General features: G+C 37.5%; 16 protein-coding genes. All 16 read left to right on the top strand.

Annotated elements, in window-relative coordinates; genetic code table 11:
* Positions 1 to 28: 28 nt before the first annotated feature.
* The 16 genes from CVD27_RS27065 to CVD27_RS26990 all read left to right on the top strand — a co-directional run bounded on the left by CVD27_RS27065 (position 29) and on the right by CVD27_RS26990 (position 21256).
* A complete protein-coding gene (locus tag CVD27_RS27065) occupies positions 29 to 1780 on the top strand; it encodes a sensor histidine kinase (RefSeq protein ID WP_101652303.1) in 1752 nt (583 codons plus the stop codon).
* A complete protein-coding gene (locus CVD27_RS27060; RefSeq protein WP_101652301.1) occupies positions 1773 to 2549 on the top strand; it encodes a response regulator transcription factor in 777 nt (258 codons plus the stop codon). Before CVD27_RS27065 ends, CVD27_RS27060 begins: the two co-directional genes overlap by 8 nt.
* Positions 2550 to 2659: 110 nt before the next feature.
* The gene (locus tag CVD27_RS27055) at positions 2660 to 3991 is read left to right on the top strand and encodes an extracellular solute-binding protein (protein ID WP_180960470.1); all 1332 of its coding nucleotides are present in this window, start codon (positions 2660 to 2662) and stop codon (positions 3989 to 3991) included.
* Positions 3992 to 4275: 284 nt separating this feature from the next.
* On the top strand, positions 4276 to 5574 hold the full coding sequence (locus tag CVD27_RS27050; protein WP_101652434.1) for an extracellular solute-binding protein: 1299 nt from the start codon (positions 4276 to 4278) through the stop codon (positions 5572 to 5574).
* Positions 5575 to 5694: 120 nt separating this feature from the next.
* Positions 5695 to 6570 (top strand): carbohydrate ABC transporter permease, encoded by an 876-nt coding sequence (locus tag CVD27_RS27045; protein WP_101652299.1) that lies wholly within the window; start codon positions 5695 to 5697, stop codon positions 6568 to 6570.
* A gap of 18 nt (positions 6571 to 6588) precedes the next feature.
* Positions 6589 to 7485, top strand: coding sequence for a carbohydrate ABC transporter permease (locus CVD27_RS27040; protein WP_101652297.1), 897 nt, complete (start codon positions 6589 to 6591; stop codon positions 7483 to 7485).
* Between the two features lie 414 nt (positions 7486 to 7899).
* A complete protein-coding gene (locus CVD27_RS27035; RefSeq protein ID WP_101652294.1) occupies positions 7900 to 9153 on the top strand; it encodes an endo-1,4-beta-xylanase in 1254 nt (417 codons plus the stop codon).
* A 174-nt stretch (positions 9154 to 9327) separates the two neighbouring features.
* Positions 9328 to 10167 (top strand): aldo/keto reductase, encoded by an 840-nt coding sequence (locus CVD27_RS27030; protein ID WP_101652292.1) that lies wholly within the window; start codon positions 9328 to 9330, stop codon positions 10165 to 10167.
* A 772-nt stretch (positions 10168 to 10939) separates the two neighbouring features.
* Positions 10940 to 11896: an NAD-dependent epimerase/dehydratase family protein gene (locus CVD27_RS27025; protein WP_101652290.1), complete on the top strand. Its 957-nt coding sequence runs from the start codon at positions 10940 to 10942 to the stop codon at positions 11894 to 11896.
* A gap of 59 nt (positions 11897 to 11955) precedes the next feature.
* The gene (locus CVD27_RS27020) at positions 11956 to 12927 is read left to right on the top strand and encodes an aldo/keto reductase (RefSeq protein ID WP_101652288.1); all 972 of its coding nucleotides are present in this window, start codon (positions 11956 to 11958) and stop codon (positions 12925 to 12927) included.
* A gap of 143 nt (positions 12928 to 13070) precedes the next feature.
* Positions 13071 to 14819: a sensor histidine kinase gene (locus CVD27_RS27015; RefSeq protein ID WP_101652286.1), complete on the top strand. Its 1749-nt coding sequence runs from the start codon at positions 13071 to 13073 to the stop codon at positions 14817 to 14819.
* Entirely contained in the window at positions 14819 to 15919 is a 1101-nt protein-coding gene (locus CVD27_RS27010; RefSeq protein WP_101652284.1) for a response regulator transcription factor, read from the top strand. Before CVD27_RS27015 ends, CVD27_RS27010 begins: the two co-directional genes overlap by 1 nt.
* 160 nt (positions 15920 to 16079) lie before the next feature.
* Positions 16080 to 17435, top strand: coding sequence for an ABC transporter substrate-binding protein (locus tag CVD27_RS27005; RefSeq protein WP_257984509.1), 1356 nt, complete (start codon positions 16080 to 16082; stop codon positions 17433 to 17435).
* 61 nt (positions 17436 to 17496) lie between these two features.
* Positions 17497 to 18411: a carbohydrate ABC transporter permease gene (locus tag CVD27_RS27000; RefSeq protein WP_101652282.1), complete on the top strand. Its 915-nt coding sequence runs from the start codon at positions 17497 to 17499 to the stop codon at positions 18409 to 18411.
* Between the two features lie 56 nt (positions 18412 to 18467).
* Positions 18468 to 19301, top strand: a complete 834-nt coding sequence (locus CVD27_RS26995) for a carbohydrate ABC transporter permease (protein ID WP_101652429.1) — start codon at positions 18468 to 18470, stop codon at positions 19299 to 19301.
* 38 nt (positions 19302 to 19339) lie between these two features.
* Positions 19340 to 21256 (top strand): glycoside hydrolase family 127 protein, encoded by a 1917-nt coding sequence (locus CVD27_RS26990; RefSeq protein WP_101652280.1) that lies wholly within the window; start codon positions 19340 to 19342, stop codon positions 21254 to 21256.
* The last annotated feature ends 13 nt before the right edge of the window (positions 21257 to 21269 follow it).

The following is a 21269-nucleotide window of genomic DNA, read 5'->3' as shown; positions in this document are numbered from 1 at the left end:
AAAATGATCCTAGATAGAAGGTGGCCAAATGCTTGTAAAATTTCAAAAATGGAATACGATGAGAAACCAAATGTTAATTGTCTTTTTAATTGTTATGGCCATTGTTTTATTAATCGTTGGTAGTTTAACTTTCAATCAAGTGTCCAAAATGCTGAAAAATAATGGAGAAAAACAAATCCAGCAGACAGCGATTGAAGCAAATGGAAGACTTGAATCCCTATATGAACAAGTGAATACTGCTTCAAAACTGGTAATGACCAATAATACGATTCAAGAAATTTTATCAAACACCTACTTGGGGAAAAAGGTTGCTTACACTGAATTGCAACAGGCCAGAACAAACGTGAACACCCTTCAAGCAAATACCGAAGGGATCTTTTCTTTTGAGTTGTATTCTTCAAAACTAGGGCGCTTGTTACCGAATGATGACACTAGTTTAAGAAATAGAATTGGTACAAGGTGGATTCAACAAGCAAGTGATGCTAAGGGGCGTTTGGTTTGGATTGGTGAAGATCCACAAAATTCAGACTATATTCTGGCTGTAAGACGCGTAAATCTTATGGACAATGATTACGCCAATGGTGGTTATCTTCTCGTTAGGATCTATAATAACTATTTTCAATTGGCCAACCAAGACAATAAAGATATCAATCAATATTCGATACTACTTGATAAAGATTTAAAGCCAATTCTCTCAAACTATGATGGCTTGCTTAAATCTATTATTCACACGAATGATGCAAGTATTTCCTTAGATCATAAGGATTATATGATAACAAAACAGTCTTCAAAAGATACCGGATGGACTCTTATTATCTTAACTCCAGTTAAAGCGCTTACTCAAGGGATCAGTGTGTTAAGGACTGGGATTATTATTTCAGGAATTATCGGATTTTTTATCTTTTTTATCAGCTCATTGTTCCTATCAACCATGATTACAAGACCAATTATAGAGCTTACAAAAACGATGCAAAAAGCTAGTTCAGGCTCCTTGCCGCTCAATCCTTACGTTCCAACCGTTAATGAAATTAATGAATTAAACATTACCTACAACCAACTTGTGAAAGAAACCAATCATCTGATTAAAATGGTTTACCAAAAAGAGATTGTTCGCAGTCAAAGTGAACTAAAAGCACTTCAAGCGCAAATTAATCCGCATTTTCTTTTTAATACCTTGGATGCTCTCAGATGGTCACTTGATGATAAAGAGGAAGAGGAACTGGCAGAACTTGTCATTGCCATGTCCAATTTATTTCGGTATACCATTTCTAAACAAACCGATAGTGATTGGGTATCAATTAAAGAAGAAATCAAACATATCGAGGATTATCTGGAAATTATGAAAATGCGTTTTGGAGACCATTTATACTGGAAATTAAATATGGCTTCCGAGTGGGCGGATGTAAAAATACCAAAATTATTAATTCAGCCTTTGGTAGAGAATGCCGTTCTTCATGGGGCAGGGAATACGGTGAACCCATGTACGGTTACTGTATCGATTCACCCTTCATCCGACCAACAGTATCTTGAAATACTAGTACATGATGATGGTCCTGGTATGAATCAAGAAAAGTTAAATTTTGTAAGACAATCGATGACAGAAGGCGGTACCGCTTCCATCAAAGGAAATGGAATGGCGATCTCTAATGTTTATAAGCGTCTGCAATTATATTATCATCGTCATTTAAAAAGAGGATTGACGATTACTAGTGAAGTAAACCATGGTACAACCATTTCTTTTGAAATACCTTTGAATATGGAGGAGAACCAAGTTGTATAAACGAACGATCTTGATTGTTGACGATGAACCGAGAACTAGGCAAGGACTTAAGAAGACATTGGATACTTGGGCAAACGGAGAATATCAGATTATCACGGCTGCTAATGGGGAAGAAACCATCGAAATCATGGACAAGCAAAAGATTGATATCCTATTAACAGACATTCGTATGCCAGAAATGACCGGTTTAGAGCTTCTAAAAGTAATCAAAGATCGAAACATGTCACCTATTATCATAGTTATATCGGCTTATTCTGAGTTCGAGTATGCCCATGAAGCTCTTCGGTTGGGGGTTATTAACTATTTATTAAAGCCGATTAGCAAAAAAAATCTAATTGAAGCGGTTGAGGATGCGTTAAAGGCTGTGGAAAAACAAGAGCGGGCAGGTATGATTGAAAAAGTCGTCGATACCAAACTTGTTGATGTGAGTGCCCACAATCCGTCTAATCGGATACCAATCCGTGAAGCGCTTGATTATATAAATAATAATCTTAAAAATGATTTAACCCAAAAGGAAGTTGCAGACCATGTTCACTTAAATCCAAGTTACTTAAGTGTCTTATTTAAAGAACATGTCAAACTGACATTCAGTGAATATGTGACTAGACGGAGGATTCAACGGGCAAAGGAATTATTGATGTCTACCAATCTTCCAATTGTCGATATTGCGGAGGAGTCAGGCTACAAAACGGCTAAATATTTCATTAAAATTTTCAAGGAAATTGAAGGAGAAACTCCTAGCGCCTATCGTAAAAATAATAATGAATAGCACTCTAAAATATATTAATTTTTTCCTAGCTAGGGTGACCTATTTTACAACTATCCAAAAACTAGCCTAATGTAAACAGTCAAAATAGAAGGTCATAGGGGGATAAACATTTGTTTAAAAGGAAAACAACTTCAGCCTTGATTTTCTTGGTCTTACTTGCTGCATTGTCGCTGGCTGGATGCTCTTCAGTCAGTTCGTCTAGCGTAGGAGCTGATTCAAGCGGCGGCAAGAAAGTGATTAAGTTTATGCATATATGGCCGGAAGGCAGTTCAAAGGCCCAGTTTTCAATCGTAAAAAATATCATTATGGAATACGAAAAACAACATCCAAATGTTGAAATTGAAACAGAAATTTTAAATTCTGATCAATATAGAGACAAACTTAAAGTTTTAGCGACAGCGAATGAATTACCTGACATTGGGATGACATGGTCAGATGGGTTTATTAAGCCATACGTAAAAGGAGGCATGTTAGAACCATTAGATGATGTCGTTACTAACGATCCAGCGCTTAAAGATGCCTTCATACCCGGTGTAAAGGAATCGTACGCTGTTGATGGAAAAACGTTTGGCTTGCCATTAGAATTGAATACTTCATACATTTTTTACAATAAGGAAATTTTCAAGAAATATAACCTTGAAGTTCCAAAAACTTTTAATGAGTATAAAAACGTCGTAAAAACACTAGCGAAAAATGGAGTGATCCCTGCTACTGTAGGAGCAAAGGATGGTTGGCCAGCATCATTCTGGTTTATGTATCTAGCAGACCGTATTGGCGGACCAACTATTTTAACCGATGTTATTCATGGAAAAGCAAAAATGGATGATCCTGCACTTTTAAAGGCAGCACAAGAAGTTCAAAATTTAGTTGATATAGGCGGTTTCGTAAAAGAGGCAAGCACATTACCGTATGAAGATTCCGTAGATTATTTCATGTATGAAAAAGCGGCCATGTTCCTAACGGGACTTTGGCAATTACCGGCCTTTACCACAAGCCCTGATGTACCTCATGAGTTTAAAGAAAAGGTCGGCTACTTCAAATTCCCGCTATATGAAGGCGGTAAAGGGACAGATATCAACAGCTATGTAGGGGGACCTGGTGTAGGGTTATTTGTAGCGAAAGATTCCAAGGTGAAGAAGGAAGCAAAGGATTTTGTTGGCTTCTTTTTAAAAGAATGGGGCAAAAAATCAGTTACAGACGCAGGTGTCATTCCAGCAACAAAAGTGGACACATCCAAACTCAAACTTTCCCCAATGTACATGGATATCTTAAAGGATTTAAACGAAGCATCCAATGTTACTACCTATTTCGATACTCAAGCAAGCCCTGTCGTATCGGATTTACACCATGAATTAATTACGGCTTTATTCGGAAAACAAGTAACGCCGTATGAGTTTGTTAAACGACAAGCAGATGCTCTTGTTGAGAAACAAAAGGAATAAGTATGCGTTTCAAGGGCTTCCAGTTATTTTTAGCTGGGAGCATTTTTTAAGAGATAGGTAAGATTAAATTTAAACTTCGAGAATTGTCCAGCTCCAGGCGGCATCGGCGCCTTCCGCTTTTCTGGATGAAAGGGCTTTCTAAAAATAGTGGTATTTTTCCTAATCATAGTGACCTATTTTCTAAATTATTAGAATGCTAAACTAACAATGTAAACAAAAACAACACCAAATTAAGGTCATAGGGGGAATAACCATTGTTTAAAAAGAAAACGATTTCAGTCTTGATGTCCATCGTACTGCTTGCTGCCTTAGCACTTGCTGGCTGTTCTTCATCAAGTTCGTCCAGTGAAGAAAGCGCTTCAAAGGACGGCAAAAAGGTAATTAAATTTATGCATTTATGGCCAGAAGGAAGTTCAAATGCACAGTTTTCTATCGTGAAAAACATCATTAGTGATTATGAAAAACAACATCCAGATGTAAAAATTGAAACAGAAATTTTAAACCCTGATCAATACCGGGACAAGCTAAAAGTTTTAGCTTCATCGAATGAATTACCTGATATCGGTATGACTTGGTCAGATGGTTTTATCAAGCCTTACGTAGATGGTGGCATGTTAGAGCCGTTAGATGATGTAGTTAATAAAGATCCGGACCTAAAAGATGCTTTTATCCCAGGTGTAAAAGAATCCTATGCAGTAGATGGCAAAACGTATGGCCTTCCACTAGAATTGAATATTTCATACGTGTTCTACAACAAAGAAATTTTCAAGAAATATAACCTTGAAGTTCCAAAAACATTTGAAGAATATAAAAATGTCGTGAAAACATTAGCGAAAAATGGTGTGACCCCTGCTACTGTAGGTGCAAAGGATGGATGGCCAGCATCCTTCTGGTTTATGTATCTTGCAGACCGTATCGGCGGACCAACGATTCTAACAGATGTTGTTCACGGAAAAGCAAAAATGACAGACCCTGCTATTGTGAAAGCAGCGCAAGAAGTTCAAAACTTAGTAGATATGGGTGGATTTGTAAAAGGTTCAAGTGCTTTATCCAATGACGATGCAAAAGGTTATTTCATGAATGAAAAAGCAGCAATGTTCTTAACAGCTACTTGGGAGCTTCCAAACTATACAACAAGCCCTGATGTAAAACAAGAATTCAAAGATAAGATTGGCTATTTTAAATTCCCAACATATGAAGGCGGTAAAGGTACAGATATCAACAGCTATGTTGGAGGACCTGGTGTAGGTTTATTCGTAGCGAAAGATTCTAAAGTGAAGAAAGAAGCAAAAGATTTTGTTGGTTTCTTAGTGAAAGAATGGGGTAAAAAATCAGTTACTGATGCTGGTGTTATACCTGCAACGAAAGTAGACACATCTAATTTGAAACTTTCTCCAATGTACATTGATATCTTGAAGGATTTGAGTGAAGCATCCAACGTTACTACTTATTTTGATACTCAAGCAAGCCCAGCTGTATCTGAATTACACCATGATTTAATGACAGCTCTATTTGGAAAACAAATTACGCCGAAAGACTTTGCTAAACAACATGCAGATGCTCTTGCTGATGAAAAAAAATAATTAAGCGTGATATTGTCTCTAAAAGTTAGAGGGCATACAATTATATGCCCTCTATAAATTTAGATTATCCAACTTCAGCGCCAAGACGCTGCAGCTTTTGATTAGAAGGGAGTATAGAAAATGAAAAATGTAATGTCAAATAAGTTAGCCATAAGCCTCTACGTACTTCCTGCCCTACTACTAATTCTATTTTTAATTTATATCCCAATCGTTCAAACAGGTTATTATGGTTTAATGGACTGGAATGGCATCGGGAAGATGAAGTTTATCGGTTTAGAGAACTACAAAAATCTAATCCATGATAAAATGTTTTGGCAGAGTACATGGCATTCCTTATTACTTGGTATTTTCTCAACAATAAGCTTGTTTGGTTATTTAATTTTATCGTTAATCTTAGCGAGTAAGATAAAAGGTGCCAACTTTTTAAGAAAGATCTATCTCATCCCAATGTTATTATCGTCTGTTGCCATCGCACAATTATGGGCGAAAATTTTTGACCCATCTAACGGAATGATCAATAGATTGTTAGTGTCGTTTGGTGTGCATAATCCACCGCTTTGGCTAGCAGATTCAAACATCGTATTATATGCCCTCTTTATCCCAATTGTTTGGCAATATGCTGGATTTTATATCATTATTTTCTATGCGGCATTAAAGAATGTTCCAGAAGAACTGATTGAAGCTGCAAAAATTGATGGAGCGACATCTTTACAAATTGCTTATAAGATTAAAGTTCCTCTAATTGCAGGAGTCATCAAAGTAATGATTATATTAGCCATCGTTGGTTCATTAAAGTACTTTGATTTAATTTTCGTCTTGACTGGCGGCGGCCCTAATCATGCAAGTGAGGTTATGGCATCCTATATGTATACAGAAGCATTCACAAAATATAATTTTGGATACGGAAGTGCCATCGGGTTCGGTTTACTTGTTATTTGTATGCTGATGACCTGGATCATTCAAAAACTATTATCTACAAAAGATGTGGATTATTAATAAAGGGGAGTGAATAAGATGAGCAAAGTAGCATATGAAGAACAAACACATTCGACCCTATCAGCTTCACTTAAAACAAGTAATACGTTTGGTAGAAAAATAGGCTATAGTATTCTCTATTTCATTCTGGGAATTATTGCGATAGTCCAGATTTACCCATTGATTTGGTTATTCCTGTTTTCCTTGAAGACCAATCAAGAAGTGTTTGGCATGTCCCCATTCTCCTTACCTCAAAACCCACAATGGGGTAACTATTTAAAGGCATGGACAGCAGGACATATTAGTGACTACTTTTTAAATAGTGTGATTTACACGGTAGTAGCGGTTGTACTTACAGTGATGCTGGCTAGTTTTGTGACATTCGCGATTACAAGAATGCAATGGAAGCTTAGCGGGTTAGTTCTAGGGTTGTTTATGGCGGGATATATGATTCCACTTCACTCAACATTAATCCCATTATTTAATACTTTTAAATCCGTACATTTAATCGATAATCCTGTTTCTGTTATATTATCTTATGTAGCGTTCAATTTACCGATAACGATTATGATTCTAAGCGGATTTTACAAATCTCTCCCACGGGAGGTAGAAGAAGCAGCAGTAATAGACGGCTGTTCGATTCATCGAATCTTTTTCCAAATTACACTCCCAATGACCGTACCTGTACTTTCAACAACGGTTATTATTAATATGATTTACAACTGGAACGAATTCGTCTTTGTAAATACCTTCTTGAGTTCTGATAAATGGAAGACGATCACGGTTGGGGTTAATAACTTTGTAGGTCAATATTTAACTGATTGGGGCGCGATTGGTGCCACCTTGATGATCAGTATTATTCCAGTTCTAATTGCTTTCTTTGTTCTTAGTGATCGAATTGTTGAAGGTATTGCGGCTGGATCTGTTAAAGGATAATGAAAACATCTAACTTTAATTAGTAAAATGGTTAGCAAGTTGTATAGAAGAACATAACCATACAAAAGTATAAACTAGAAGATAATAGTCACTTACTTTTCTAAGAATAGAAAAATGAGTGACTATTATTATTTTAAAGTTTGGGGATATTCCTATACTTATTTAAGTAAAATGTAAAGTTTGTTGGGTGCGTAAACAAAGTGATATTAATTATAATGTTTTCAGTTAAGAATTTTTCAATGTAAATAGATAGAAGCCCTTACTTTATTATTCTATTTGCTTGATTAAAAAGGAGGATGAGTGAGAGGATTAGATTTATTAATTAAAGTGGATATTTTTTACAAATATTTCATAGGAATCAAATCCGGTTATTAAACGCCTAAAAAAATATTGTGTTAAAAAGGGGATTAAAACATGCTAAAAGTATTACGTAAACCAGTAATTTCAGGATTAGCTTTAGCATTATTGTTACCTGCAGGAATGACCAGTGTATCCGCATCTAATGTAGAATCTTATGCCAAAAAGCCAACGATTAGTGCATTAGAGGCACCACAACTAGACCAAAGATATAAAGATTCTTTCACCATTGGGGCAGCTGTTGAGCCTTCACAATTACAAGGCAAGGACGCGGCAATGTTAAAGCGCCATTTCAATAGTATCGTTGCAGAAAATGTCATGAAGCCTGCTAGTTTGCAGCCAGTAGAAGGTCAATTCAACTGGGGACCTGCTGATCAAATCATTAAATTTGCTAAAGAAAATGGCATGGACGTCCGTGGTCACAACCTTGTATGGCATAGCCAGGTACCTGATTGGTTCTTCCAAGATGCAAGTGGCAAGCCAATGGTCGTTTGGCAAAATGGCAAGCAAGTAGTTGCAGATCCTGCAAATCTTGAGGCAAACAAAAAGCTTTTATTACAGCGCTTACAGGACCATATTAAAGCAGTCGTATCACGTTATAAAGATGATGTAAAATCATGGGATGTAGTGAATGAGGTAATTGATGAATGGGGTGGAAACCCTAATGGTTATCGTCAATCTCCATGGTATCTTATCACTGGTTTAGACTATATTAAAGTCGCTTTTGCAACAGCTCGAGAATATGCCGCACCGGACGCTAAGCTCTATATCAATGATTACAATACAGAAGTAGAACCAAAGAGAACATATCTTTACAACTTAGTTAAAAGTCTAAAAGAGCAAGGGGTTCCTATTGATGGGGTTGGACATCAGTCTCACATCCAAATCGGCTGGCCTTCTGAAGCAGATATAGAAAAGACCATAAACATGTATGCGGATTTGGGATTAGATAACCAAATTACGGAGCTTGACGTCAGCATGTATGGTTGGCCAGTAAGAGCATTCCCTACTTATGGCGCTATTCCACAACAGAAATTCGAAGATCAAGCAGATCGTTATGATCGTTTGTTCAAGTTATATGAGAAATTGGGCGATAAGATTAGCAACGTAACATTCTGGGGCGTTACTGATAACCATACTTGGCTCAACGACCGTGCGGATGTTTACTATGATCAAAATGGAAACGTTGTAACAGATACAAATGCACCATATGCCACAGTAGTGAGAAACTCAGGAAAAGATGCACCATTTGTATTTGATCCAGACTACAATGTAAAACCAGCCTATTGGGCAATTATTGACCATAAATAATAACAATAGTAAATCAGCTCCGGAATGGGAGCTGATTTTTAAACTTCTCATAATAGCATTGTTAGTCTTTTGGTTCATGATATATCTGGGCTAGTCCGGTGACTGGCCTTTGTAAAACAGAGTTTCAATTTCTATTTTAGATAATTTAAATAGTTGGAAGAGGAGAGAATATCAATGGTATCTAGTTTAAAAAGTACGACCACATTAAATAATGGCGTTGAAATGCCTTGGCTTGGCTTAGGTGTTTTTCAGGTAAAAGATGGTGAGGATGTTTTTAATTCAGTAAAAACTGCACTTGAAGTTGGCTATAGAAGTATTGATACAGCGGCCATATATAAAAATGAGGAAGGTGTAGGAAAAGCCATTGCTGAATCTAACGTACCACGCGATGAGCTATTTATTACAACTAAGCTCTGGAACGCTGATCAGGGATATGACTCCGCCTTAGCAGCTTTTGAAAAAAGTTTAGAAAAATTAGGTTTGGATTATTTAGACCTTTATTTAATTCACTGGCCTTTGCCTTCTCAAGGAAAATATGTAGAGACCTGGAGAGCGCTAGAGAAGCTTTATAAAGATGGACGCGTTCGTGCCATTGGGGTAAGCAACTTTAAAATTCATCACCTTGAGGATATTATTGGCAATTGTGAAATTAAACCAATGGTGAACCAAGTAGAATATCACCCTCGATTTAATCAATGGCAATTACATAATTTTTGCAAAAAGAACGGAATACAACTTGAAGCATGGTCTCCATTAATGCAAGGCGGTCTTCTTGATGATCCTACGCTAGGTGAGATTGCAAAGAAATACAATAAATCGACCGCGCAAATCATTATCCGTTGGGATATCCAAACAGGAGTAGTGACGATTCCAAAGTCGGTAAAGCCTCACCGTATAGCTGAAAATGCAGATATCTTTGATTTTGAACTTTCTAAAGAGGATATGGAAAAAATAAACACTCTTAATCAGGATAAACGAATGTTTGCAGATCCTGATGATTTTAATAGAATCTAAGCTTTGCATCTCTCTGCAGCCAAACCCAAGCTATATTTGATTAACGAAGAAGGATAACAAAAAACCTCCAACGGTATGGTAACGGGTTTACTTTAGCGGTGCAAACATTGTAAAACACATATGAAAACGCACTTGAATTCACAAGATAATTCACAGTGCGTTTTTTATTGATTTATTAACATTTTGGCAAATTTAAATTGCTTATTTTGTCTTAATTCACATAGTAAATCACAAGGAATGAGGGTGTGTGAAATATTTGTGATTTAGTAAGAAGTCTTATTCTTAATTGAGTAACCAGTCATATTTAAAATAAGCGGAGACTTTTCGGTTAGACTGCAGAATAGACCTCGATTCGGGGGATATAAGCGGAGGTTTTCCGATTAAGCAAAGCAAAATTAACCATTTTCACGTTTTTCGAGTAAATAGTCGGAATCTTTCCGTCTATTTAAGCTCTTTTCAGTGCTATTTCCTAATTAAGAGAAAATTCTCCGCTTATAATACTGTGGATTTAATGTGATTTGCTATTTGATTCGCTCTGCGATTTACCGTTTGGTACCTCACAAGTAAACCCGTTAACGGCATGGTTGGAGGTTCTTGGTGCGCTTGTCCATACAAGTCGATTTTATATGGCAAAATCTGAATGAACAAATTAATCTTTTTCTTCTTTTCTATTATTTAATTTTAAATGAAAACGTGTTATTGTGAAAGTAGGCCGTACAACTTCAGTAAATATTACATAGTACTAAAAGTTAGATGATGGGAGGAAAAGATTTTGCGAATTGTCGTTATTGGTGGAAGCGGTCACATTGGAACGTATCTTATTCCAAGGCTTGTAAGCGCAGGACACGAGGTAATAAACATTAGCAGGGGAAAGAGTACTCCCTATCAATCCAGCCAAGCATGGAATGGTGTAAAACATGTAGTTTTAAATCGAAGTGAGGAAGAAAGGAACGGCCAGTTTGGCAAAAAAATCCTTGAGCTTCATCCCGATGCAGTCATTGATTTAATTTGTTTCTCGCTTGAAAGTGCGAAACAATTAGTTGAAGCACTTGAAGGGAAAATTCAGCACTTTATCAGTTGTGGCACCATATGGGTTCATGGTCATAGCAAGGAAGTACCTGTAACCGAAGATCAATCACGTAGTCCATTTGGTGACTATGGAATACAGAAAGCTGAAATTGAATCCTATTTGCTTGAAAAAGCAAGACGGGATGGTTTTCCAGCAACGGTCCTTCATCCAGGTCATATTGTTGGCCCTGGCTGGGTACCGTTAAATCCTGCAGGACACTTTAATCCACAAGTGTTTGTCCAATTAGCGAAGGGGGAAGAAGTTACTTTGCCTAACTTCGGCTTGGAAACTGTCCACCATGTGCATGCCGACGATGTAGCTCAGGCCTTTGTAAGAGCGATTGAAAATTGGAATTCCTCTATTGGAGAAAACTTTCATGTAGTATCGCCAGCTGCCATCACCTTGCGTGGATATGCAGAAGAAGTAGCATCTTGGTTTGGGCAATTATCAAACCTAAAGTATTTACCTTGGAATGAATGGCATCTTACAGTAGAGGAGAATGAGGCAAACGCGACATGGGATCATATTGCCCATAGTCCAAGCTGCAGTATTGAAAAGGCAAAACGGCTTTTAAATTATCAGCCTCGTTACAGTTCCTTGGAAGCTGTTCGTGAATCAGTCGCGTGGCTCATTAATCAGGGTGTTATTAAGATCAATTAATATAAAATTTCATCAATCTTTTATTCTATTTATTACTCACAATGTTGGAGGGATAAGAAATGAATTATCGATTACTAGGAAAAACAGGCTTAAAAGTTTCTGAAATAGGATATGGTGCTTGGGGGATTGGGAACACGGGATGGCTTGGTGCAAAAGATGATGAATCATTAAAGGCACTTCACAAATCCATTGACCTGGGTCTGAATTTTATTGATACCGCATTAGGATATGGAAACGGCCACAGTGAGCGTTTAGTGGGACAAGTAATGAGAGAACGTCAAGAAACCATCTATGTATCTACTAAAATTCCTCCTAAAAATAAAATTTGGCCGGCTCAGCCTGGTGTTCCTTCCAGCGAAACATTTACTAAGGAACATATTATTTCGTGTACAGAGCAAAGTTTACAAAATCTTGGTGTTGAAACGATAGATGTTCAACAATTCCATGTTTGGTCAGATGAATGGGTGAATCAAGGAGATTGGCAAGAAGCAATCGAACAGTTAAAGACACAAGGGAAAATCAAATATTTCGGTGTTTCTATTAATGATCATCAACCTGAAAATGCAATCAAGCTGATTGAGACAGGTCTTGTTGATACTGTTCAAGTCATCTATAACATATTTGATCAAAGTCCAGAAGATGCTCTTCTGCCAGCTTGTGAGAAACATAATGTTGGAGTGATTGTTCGTGTTCCTCTAGATGAAGGCGGTCTTACAGGCAGAATTACTCCAGAAAGTCAATTCGAAGAAGGAGACTTTCGAAACAATTATTTTAAGAATGAAAGAAAATTAGAGGTCTATAACCGAGTCCAAAGTATTGCCTCAGATCTAAATATTTCAGTCGATGAGATGGCTGAAACAGCATTAAGATATATTTTAAGTCATCCTGCTGTATCAACAGTTATACCTGGAATGCGTTCCATTAGAAATGTGGAAAGAAACTGTGCAATTGGTGACGGTAAGGGACTTTCTTTAGAAGCGGTTGAGAAATTAAAAGCTCATAGATGGATTCGTAATTTTTATAAAGCGTAAGTATAAAAAGAGTTATTGAGAGATCCATCATTCATTTGAATGATGATCTTTTTTGAATAGGGAATTTAGTAATAGCTAAAAGGTATGCTTGCATTTGAATCATGTTTTATTAATTCATTTACTAAACACTTCAGGAGTTTAATATGATAAAACATTTTAAGCAATTACTAAATATAAGAACCATTCGGGGCAAGTTTTTTATTCTAACTCTTACTTTAACTGGAATTCCCATTCTAGTCGTTAGTTTAGTATTTTCACCCATTGTTTTGGGGATTTTGCGTACGAATGCCGAAAACCAAGCGCAGGCATCCGTTATGGTAGGTAATGATTTTCTAGATAAACAGATCAATGATCTCGTTGATTTATCCAATGTTATTCTGGGGAACGCGGAAATACAGTCCATACTATCTACAGGTTCCTTTGATGATTATACTTATTTACAAAACAACCGGAAAATAACGAAACTAATGATCGATATAACCAACACAAAATCCTATATTGTTTCCTACTTTATTTATGACGGAATAGGGAACCAAAACATGAGAATGTTTAATTATGGGTTCCCTATTGGTCTTGGAGGGACGGAACGTGCGCAATCTTATTTCCGTTATATGGTTAATCATGGACCAATGGTATGGTTAGAGGATAATCCACTAGAAGAGAAGACTTCAAATGAATCATCTCCCTATCTATACGTCCTAAAGCTTTTAAGAAGCACATCTGGGGATGACCGAAACTTAGGTTATGTAGTTTTACAAATTGATAAGTCTCTATTTTTTAGCGACCTAAAGTTTTTAAAACCAGACCAATCCTCCCCCTATTACATTGCTAATTCGGAAGGGAATGTCCTTTTTTCCCTTCCAGAAAAATTACCGTCTTATTTAGCTCAACCACTACATAAACAGCAAATCAAAAATAAAGGAGTTTCATACATCAGTAAGGTTGGTCCAAGGAATCAACTAGGCTGGAAATTGATCCATCTTATTGAAACACCGAAACTTTACCAAGATGCTCAGAAAATACGTAACCTTTTTATTTTGTTGTATGTCATCTTGGCGTTCACTGGATGGTTCATGTCCTATTCGTTAGGGAATTCCATTCGAAAACCTCTTAATAAAATACAAAAATACATGAAACTTCCTTTATATCAACAAAGATTACCGGTTGCGTTTGATCCCAGGGATGAAGTGGAGATGATTGGCGAAAAATTTGTCCACCTCCTATCTGAAAATAAACACTTAAACCATCGGGTGGTAGATTCGGAAATAAAGGCATTGCAAGCACAAATTAATCCGCACTTTTTATATAACACCTTAGAATCCTTAAACTGGCTCGCTATCTCTAGGAAGCAATTTGAAATTAGTGACGTAATCGGTTCACTAGGAAAGTTTTTTAGAATTACCATAAGTAAAGGAAAAGATATCATTCCGGTATCAGAAGAGATTGAACATATTCATGCCTACATGAAAGTGCAACACTTCCGCTATAAAGATAAATTTGATTATGTTGTAGAAATCGATCCAGAAATAGAATCTTTTTTAGTTCCCAAGTTTTTATTACAGCCTTTGGTAGAAAATGCTCTTTATCATGGATTAAAGCCCAAAGGGGGAAAAGGGACGATATTTGTTTCTGGGGAGGTAAAGGATGATATATTAATCTTTCGAGTAACTGATGATGGTGTAGGAATGTCACAGCAATGTCTCACAGAAATTGAACAATGTATCCAATCATCTATTCCTTCTAGGGTTTATGGTCTTAAAAATGTACATGACCGAGTTCGTTTGCGTTTCGGTGAACCATTTGGTATGCAAATCACGAGTGTGGAAGGACTATACACAACTTCAGAAATCATTTTGCCAGTCATTCTGCCAAAAGAAGGGGTGAACGTGTAGTGAAAACGATAATTGTTGAAGATGAATACCATATTAGACAAGGGATAAAAGAGTCGATTGAGTGGGAAGCTCTATCAGCAGAACTCGTTGGAGAGGCAGATAACGGAGAAGACGCATGGGAGCTATATCAAGCTTGCCAGGCTGACTTGATCCTTTTGGATATTAACATGCCAAAGATGAACGGCTTAGAACTTGCTAAAAGAATTCGTTCTATTAATGATAAAGCACAAATTGTCTTTTTAACCGGATTTGATGAATTTAACTATGTCAAACAAGCTATTACTCTTAATGCCTCTGATTATTTATTAAAACCTATTTCCTACCAAGAACTGAAGGAAGCTTTAATACGGGCCCGAAACAGAGTGAAAAAATTAAAAGAACATGAATCGATGGTAGAAGAATTAAAACAAACGAATAGAAACCAATCCGGTCAAATGATTCCATATAAGATTACCGCTCCATTGAATGAGACCAGCCGCCCTATTTTTACAAAGGAATTGGAGCTTTTAAATAAAGTGAAAACTGGGGTGGATTTTGAGGAATCTTTTAAAGGCTGGATGGAAGGACTTACCTTGAAAAATTTCGAAGAAGCAAAGATGATTGCTTCTCAATTTTGCTTTTCATTGTTTCGAATTGTTCAGGAAGAAAAGATTCATTTTGATCATGATGTGCCTCCGTTTATTGCAATATCCCAATGTAACACGCTAAAAGAACTAACCGCTTTTTTGTCAAATATAGTACAAAAAGTGGCCCAGTTGATCAGTGAGAAAAAAGAATTGCAAGGAAATAAAATCATTGAAGATGCCAAACGATGGATTCGTGAGCATTTATCAGAAGATGTTAGCTTAGTCAGAATTTCTGACCATTTACATTTAAGTCCCAACTATTTTAGTCAATTGTTCAAGCAGGAAACAGGCGAGACATTTATATCCTATACTACTAATCAAAGATTTGAGCGATCCAAGGAATTATTAAGGGATAATAGATTAAAAATTGCTGAGATAGCCACTCAAGTAGGATATACGGATACTAATTATTTTAGTATCGCCTTTCGCAAGTTTTATGGGGTTACACCTAGCGAATACCGAAAACGATTATAACAATATAAGCCAACGGGAATCGTTGGTTTTTATTTTTTTATATATTCTGAAATAAACAAAGAAAACCATAAGTTTACCCATAACACAGCAAAAAATAGATGAAGTAGAATAAGTGTAGAAGGCGTGGTAAACGCTTTCAAAGTAAAGAGGGGGAAGAGATGTGAAAAAGTACAAATGGTTATCTGTAGTATTAATTCTAGTTTTACTCCTATCTCTAGCAGCATGTAACAGTAGTACAAGCTCAAGTGGCAAGGATGAGAAAGGAAAAGTAACGCTGCGCTTTATGTATTGGGGCTCTGCCTTTGAAAAGAAAGCTGTTGCAGATATGCTGGCATCATTTGAAAAGTCTCATCCAAACATTCATGTCATTCCTGAGTATGTACCAAACGATGGCTATGCTCAAAAAATCAACACCTTGATGGCATCTAATAATCTCCCTGATGTAGGATACCTTGCGGAAGACACAGCACTGAAGTGGGGATCTGAGGGAAAGGTTATGGATATGACGCAGTACTTGGAAAAATATCCCGATATTAAAAATCGACTACCGCAATCATTCTATAACTATGAACCTGGTAAAACACTAGGATCAAGTACAGCAATTGAAGTGTTTGATTTATTCTATAACAAGGATTTATTCAAAGCTGCTGGTGTTGATGCCCCTCCTTCTAAGGCCGATCAAGCATGGACTTGGGATGAGTTCGTCCAAACTGCCCAAAAGCTTACATTAGATCAAAACGGAAAGCATCCAACAGATCCAGGATTTGATTCTAAACATATTGCTCAATATGGTATTACGATTCCAGTATCTTGGTATGGAGGATGGTTATGGGCCCTTACTACAGCTGGAGGAAGCATTTCAGATGAAACGGGTAAAAAGTATACACTGAACAGCCCAGAAGCGGTCGATGCCTTCCAGAAACTGCAGGATCTCATTTATAAATATCATGTTATGCCTACCCCGACAGCCCAGAAGAATCTTCCTTCTACGCCGGTTCAGCTTCAAACGAAAAAAGTGGCAATGGCAGTCGATGGACAATGGAACATTCTTGATTTAGCAAACAGCAATTTTAACTTTGGAATTGGAGTACTTCCGAAAATTCAAAAGCCTGTAACCGTTATGCTTGGAGCACCAACCGTTGTTTTCGCTAGTACGAAGCATCCAAAAGAAGCACTCGAGTTGTATCGTTACCATAATGATCCAAAACAAGTACCGTTATTCAGCCAAGGGCTTTGGATGCCTTTGCAGCAGGAATATTATACAGATTCAGCCAAAATCGATTCTTGGACCAAAAATGATGCCCATCCGGCAGAATTCAAGGATGCTGTAATTGATTATGCGAAGAACAATGCCGTACCATCTCCTGCGTACTATACTAAGAACTTTATTGAAATTGATGCAAAAATCGAGGCAGGTTTGGATTTGCTTTGGACCAATAAGAAGAACGCAAAAGAGGTATTAGACGACCTTGAAAAACAAGTCCAGCCAGTTCTTCAAGGCAGATACGATAAATAAAAAAGCGTGAGAAAGCCGCGTTAGTGGCTTTCTCTCCTTTCAATAATAAAGGAGGATGGTTATGGCGCAAGTGGTCAAACGGCAATCATCAGGAATTTACCGTATGGAACGAAATTGGGGTATTTTATTTGCGTTACCCGCGATTCTTGGCTTTCTCATATTTACCGTAGGGCCGATGATTGCTTCTCTTTTTTATAGTCTAACGGACTGGACTATTGGGGGAGATATGCATTTTATCGGTTTAGAAAACTATATCACGTTATTTCGTACAGACGACTTATTTAGAAAATCACTGTTTTCAACAACCTATTATTCATTAGGAAGCGTTCCTATTATTATTATCGTTGGATTTTTTATAGCGATGTTATTAAACCAAAAAGTAAAGGGTTTGCCCATCTTCCGAACGATTTTTTATTTGCCTGTCATCGTCCCTAGTATTGCTAATTCCATGCTTTGGTTATGGTTATTTAATCCTGACTTTGGCCTATTTAATACGATTTTAAAAGAATTGCATCTCCCAACATCACAATGGATCTATGATGAAAAGACAGCTATTCCCTCGTTAATCTTAATGAGCTCATGGGGAGTGGGGAACATTGTTGTTATCTTCTTAGCAGGTTTGCAGGGTGTACCGACACACTTGTATGAGGCTGTAGAGATAGATGGCGGCAATAGCTGGCATAAATTATTGCATGTGACGATCCCGATGATGACTCCAACCATCTTTTTTAACCTAATTATGTCACTCATTGGTATGTTCCAGGAATTTAATATGGCCTACATTATGACACAAGGGGGCCCAAATAACTCAACGCTCATGTATGTCTTCTATCTGTATCGTAAAGCATTTATGGAAACGAAGATTGGATATGCCTGTGCCCTCGCTTGGATATTATTCCTATTTATTATGATTTTGACTTTTATTGTATTTAAATCCTCAAAAGGATGGGTCTATTATGAAGGAGGAGACCGCTAGTGAATACACAGGTCAGTGCAGAACATGCCGTCGTTACTAGAAAAAAACAACACTCGATGCGAAAAACTAGATTGCTAGGGAAAACTCTTGTTTATTTGATTTTAATCCTGGGCAGTTGCGTGATGATTTTCCCGTTTCTATGGCTGGTCCGTAGTTCGTTAATGTCAAATAATCAAATTTTTACCTTTCCTCCAGAATGGATACCTAAGCCTTTTATGTGGAGTAATTTTAGTGAAGCCCTCAGCATGGTGCCCTTCGCCAAATATTTCATGAATACGATGACGATTGAATTACTTGTGGTTCCCGGAGTCTTGCTTTCAAGTTCTCTTGCTGCCTATAGCTTTGCCAAATTAAGGTGGCCTGGACGAAATATTTGGTTTGTCGTTCTTCTCAGTACCTTAATGCTTCCATACGCCGTTACTTTAATTCCTACCTTCATGTTTTGGCGGTCACTCAATGCCTTGAATACCATTATTCCTTTAACCGTACCTGCCTGGTTTGGGGGCGGAGCATTTAATATTTTTCTGATGAGGCAGTTCTTTTTATCCATACCAAGAGAATTAGAAGAAGCAGCCTATATGGATGGAGCAAAGCCATTCACCGTCTTTTGGCGGATTATCCTTCCATTATCAAAGCCTGTCCTTATTGTTGTAGGGATTTTTACATTTATTAATGTGTGGAATGATTTCCTTGGTCCACTAATTTATCTATCAGATGACAGCAAATTTACGCTGGCCATCGGTTTGGCATCCTTTAAAGGAATGCTGACTGCTCAGTGGGGATATTTAATGGCTGCCTCTGCTGCTGTGGTAGCTCCGATCATCGTTTTATTCTTTATCTGCCAACGTTATTTCATTGAGGGAATTACATTGACTGGTTTAAAAGGTTAATAAAAAAGTTATTTTTTCTTAAGAGAAGGAGATAATTCATGGAAAAATTAAATTTAAAAAAATTTTCACCTGTACCATTTACTAACGTCTCCATTAAAGATTCTTTCTGGAGTCCAAAACTGGAAGTAAATAGAAAAACAACTATTCCGACTGAGTATCAACAATGTAAAGAAACTGGCCGAATTGATGCATTTAAATTAGATTGGAAGCCTGGACAAGGAGAACAACCTCATATTTTCTGGGACTCGGATGTTGCAAAATGGATTGAGGCTGCCAGCTACAGCTTAATGACCCATCCAGATTCGGACTTAGAAGGATTATTGGACCATGTCATTGAGTTAATCTCGTCTGCTCAGCAGCCCGACGGCTACTTGAATGTTTATTTTACAAGTATAAAACCAGAGAAACGATGGACGGATCTTCGGGATGCCCATGAATTATACTGTGCGGGTCACTTAATGGAAGCCGCGGTTGCCCATTTTCAAGCAACAGGGAAACGAAGCTTTCTAGATACGATGTGTCGTTATGCAGATTACATTGATTCTGTTTTTGGAACCGAACCAGGAAAAAAACGCGGTTATTGTGGTCATGAAGAAATTGAATTGGCATTAGTGAAATTATATCGTATTACCGGCAATGAAAGATATCTTAAGCTAAGCGAATATTTCGTTGAGGAACGCGGCCAGCAGCCACATTATTTTGAAATGGAAGCGGCAGCCCGCCCCGAGGGAGAATCTAGCTTTTTTGGCAGTTTCATGTCACATATTAAAGATATGCATGAATATAATCAATCGCACAAGCCGGTTCGCGAACAAGATAGGGTTACGGGTCATGCGGTAAGGGCCATGTATCTCTATTGTGCCATGGCTGACTTAGCCGGGGAACTTGGAGATGAATCGTTAGTACGTGCTTGTGAAAGATTATGGGAGCATTTAGTGCTTAAAAACATGTACATCACAGGTGGAATTGGCCAAACAAGAAGTAATGAAGGATTTACGTTTGATTATGACTTTCCAAATGAAACAGCCTATAACGAAACCTGTGCTGCGGTTGGTCTAGTGTTTTGGAATCACCGGCTGCTTCAGCTTAATTGTGACAGTAAGTATGCTGATGTGATGGAACGAGCTCTATATAACGGGGTCATTAGTGGAATTTCCTTAGATGGAAAGAAATTTTTCTATGATAATCCCCTTGCTAGTTTAGGAGATTTTCATCGCCAAGAGTGGTTTGGATGTGCATGCTGCCCGCCAAATATTGCTAGACTGCTTGCATCTTTAGGGGAATATATTTATTCGCAAAATGATTCTGAAGCAGCAGTGCATCTTTATGTTAGTGGAAGCAGCACACTTCAAATCAAAGGAAAAAATATAACTATTCATCAACAAACAAATTATCCTTGGGACGGAAACGTTAAATTTTCCTTTGATTTTGAGGGGGCTGTAAATTTTGGATTAAAGCTCCGGTTACCAGGATGGTGCAAATATGCAACGTTAAAAGTGAATGATCAGGTGGTATCGATCGAGGATAAACTTGATAAAGGTTATATCCAACTAGAACGGGAGTGGAAATCCAGCGATGTGGTCGAACTTGAGCTGGCAATGCCAGTAGAACGTGTCCACTCACACCCTGCTGTCCGTCAGAACATCGGCTGTACCGCCTTGCAGCGTGGGCCCATTGTTTATTGTTTAGAAGAAATGGATAACCAATCATCTCCTTTTAAAATTTTCTTGCCTAGAACCTCCCAGCTTCATTCAACATTTGATGAAACCTTGCTGAAAGGTGTGATGAAAATTAATGGTGAGGCTTTGACGATTGAAGAAGAGGACTGGGTTAATACGTTATATCGTTCAGATGATTATCAGTATAAAAAAATAACCATTCAAGCGGTCCCATACTATGCATGGGATAACAGAGAACCAGGAAAAATGGCGGTTTGGATAAACGAGTTACGCTAAAAGGGGGAAAGAG

The organism is Neobacillus cucumis (assembly GCF_002860255.1).
GTDB classification, from domain to species: domain Bacteria; phylum Bacillota; class Bacilli; order Bacillales; family Cytobacillaceae; genus Neobacillus; species Neobacillus cucumis_A.
Note: the sequence above shows the minus strand (reverse complement) of the source record. Positions and strands in the feature narration are given on the sequence as shown.